Annotated in this window: 1 tRNA gene and 2 rRNA genes (1 of these 3 cut by a window edge); all 3 read left to right on the top strand. The window is 57.2% G+C overall.

Annotated elements, in window-relative coordinates:
• Window positions 1-2,132, top strand: a 23S ribosomal RNA gene (locus GVN67_RS27850) (it extends 608 nt beyond the left edge of the window).
• A gap of 127 nt (window positions 2,133-2,259) precedes the next feature.
• Window positions 2,260-2,374: ribosomal RNA gene (gene rrf / locus GVN67_RS27845) — 5S ribosomal RNA — on the top strand.
• A 48-nt stretch (window positions 2,375-2,422) separates the two neighbouring features.
• A tRNA-Met gene (locus tag GVN67_RS27840) sits at window positions 2,423-2,496 on the top strand.
• Window positions 2,497-2,500 lie beyond the last annotated feature (4 nt).

Here is a 2,500-nt window from a genome sequence, read left to right as displayed (position 1 = left end):
GCGAAAGCGAGTCCGAATAGGGCGCTGAGTTGCAGGCAGAAGACCCGAAACCGAGTGATCTAGCCATGGCCAGGCTGAAGGTGGGGTAACACCCACTGGAGGGCCGAACCCACGCCTGTTGAAAAAGTCGGGGATGAGCTGTGGCTAGGGGTGAAAGGCCAATCAAACTCGGAAATAGCTGGTTCTCCGCGAAATCTATTGAGGTAGATCGTCAGGCGAACACCACCGGAGGTAGAGCACCGGAAGGGCTAGGGGGACCCAAAGTCCTACCAAACCCTACCGAACTCCGAATGCCGGTGAGTGCTACCTGGCAGACAGACAGTGGGTGCTAAGGTCCATTGTCGAGAGGGAAACAGCCCAGACCACCAGCTAAGGCCCCCAAATGATGACTAAGTGGGAAAGCATGTGAGACGGCCAAAACAACCAGGAGGTTGGCTTAGAAGCAGCCATCCTTTAAAGAAAGCGTAATAGCTCACTGGTCTAATAGCTGTCTTGCGGCGAAAATGTAACGGGGCTCAAGTCATCTGCCGAAGCTGTGGATGCATACGCAAGTATGCGTGGTAGCGGAGCGTTCCGTAGGCCTGCGAAGGTGAACCGTGAGGTTTGCTGGAGGTATCGGAAGTGCGAATGCGGACATGAGTAGCGACAAGGAGAGTGAGAACCTCTCCCGCCGAAAGTCCAAGGGTTCCTGCGCAAGGCCAATCCGCGCAGGGTGAGCCGGCCCCTAAGGCGAGGGCGACAGCCGTAGCCGATGGAAACCAGGTGAATATTCCTGGGCCTGTCAGAAGTGACGAGTGTGAAACGTTGTTCCTCCTTATCGGATTGGAGGGGCTGCTGGATCACTCCAGGAAATAGCTCTGACATTATAGACCGTACCCCAAACCGACACAGGTGGACTGGTTGAGTATACCGAGGCGCTTGAGAGAACCATGCTGAAGGAACTAGGCAAATTACTCGCGTAACTTCGGGATAAGCGAGACCCACCAGAGGGCAACCTTCGGTGGGTGGCACAAACCAGGGGGTGGCGACTGTTTAGTAAAAACACAGGGCTCTGCGAAATCGAGAGATGACGTATAGGGTCTGACGCCTGCCCGGTGCTGGAAGGTTAAGAGGAGGTGTGCAAGCACCGAATTGAAGCCCCAGTAAACGGCGGCCGTAACTATAACGGTCCTAAGGTAGCGAAATTCCTTGTCGGGTAAGTTCCGACCTGCACGAATGGCGTAACGACCTCCCCACTGTCTCCAGCATGGGCTCAGCGAAATTGAATTCCCCGTGAAGATGCGGGGTACCCGTGGTCAGACGGAAAGACCCTATGAACCTTTACTGCAACTTCGCAGTGGCATCAGGAAGGGGCTGTGTAGGATAGGTGGGAGGCTTTGAAGCAGGGGCGCTAGCTTCTGTGGAGCCATCCTTGAAATACCACCCTGCGCCTTTCTGATGTCTAACTGAGCCCCGTAAGCCGGGGCCAGGACCCTGCGTGGTGGGCAGTTTGACTGGGGCGGTCGCCTCCCAAATGGTAACGGAGGCGCGCGATGGTGGGCTCAAGCCGGTCGGACATCGGCTGTTGAGTGCAAAGGCATAAGCCCGCCTGACTGTGAGCGCGACAGCGCGAACAGAGACGAAAGTCGGCCTTAGTGATCCGGTGGTCCCGCGTGGAAGGGCCATCGCTCAACGGATAAAAGGTACTCTAGGGATAACAGGCTGATCTCCCCCAAGAGTCCACATCGACGGGGAGGTTTGGCACCTCGATGTCGGCTCATCGCATCCCGGGGCTGGAGCAGGTCCCAAGGGTTCGGCTGTTCGCCGATTAAAGCGGTACGTGAGCTGGGTTTAGAACGTCGTGAGACAGTTCGGTCCCTATCTGCCATGGGTGTTGGAGACTTGCGAGGATCTGTCCCTAGTACGAGAGGACCGGGATGGACGTACCTCTGGTGTACCGGTTGTTCCGCCAGGAGCATCGCCGGGTAGCTAAGTGCGGAACGGATAACCGCTGAAGGCATCTAAGCGGGAAACCAGCCTCTAAACGAGGTCTCCCTAAGGGCCGTGGAAGACCACCACGTCGATAGGCCGCAAGTGGAAGTCTGGTAACAGACGTAGCTGAGCGGTCCTAATAGCCCAATAGATCTCATCTTAATCACTCGCTGTCGGTAGCAATACCGACACCGCACGCAGCATCAATCCGCACTCACAAACAAAACACCCGATATCACCATCCAGATCGCATCCGTCGATACAGACAAGACGTGTCCGGCTCGGTGGCCCGGTGGCCATCGCGGGGTTGCTACACCCGATCCCATCCCGAACTCGGCCGTGAAACACCCCAGCGCCCATGGTACTTCGCCTCAAGGCGCGGGAGAGTAGGTCGCCGCCGGGCCACCAAGCCGGACACAACACCTTGTCTTGCATCGACGCAGTTCACCACCGCGGGGTGGAGCAGCCCGGTAGCTCGTCAGGCTCATAACCTGAAGGTCACAGGTTCAAATCCTGTCCCCGCATCCCA

Source organism: Roseomonas sp. 18066, assembly GCF_902706185.1.
GTDB lineage: Bacteria > Pseudomonadota > Alphaproteobacteria > Acetobacterales > Acetobacteraceae > Pseudoroseomonas.
The sequence above is the reverse complement of the archived record's forward strand: the minus strand, read 5'-3'. Positions and strand labels throughout refer to the sequence as shown.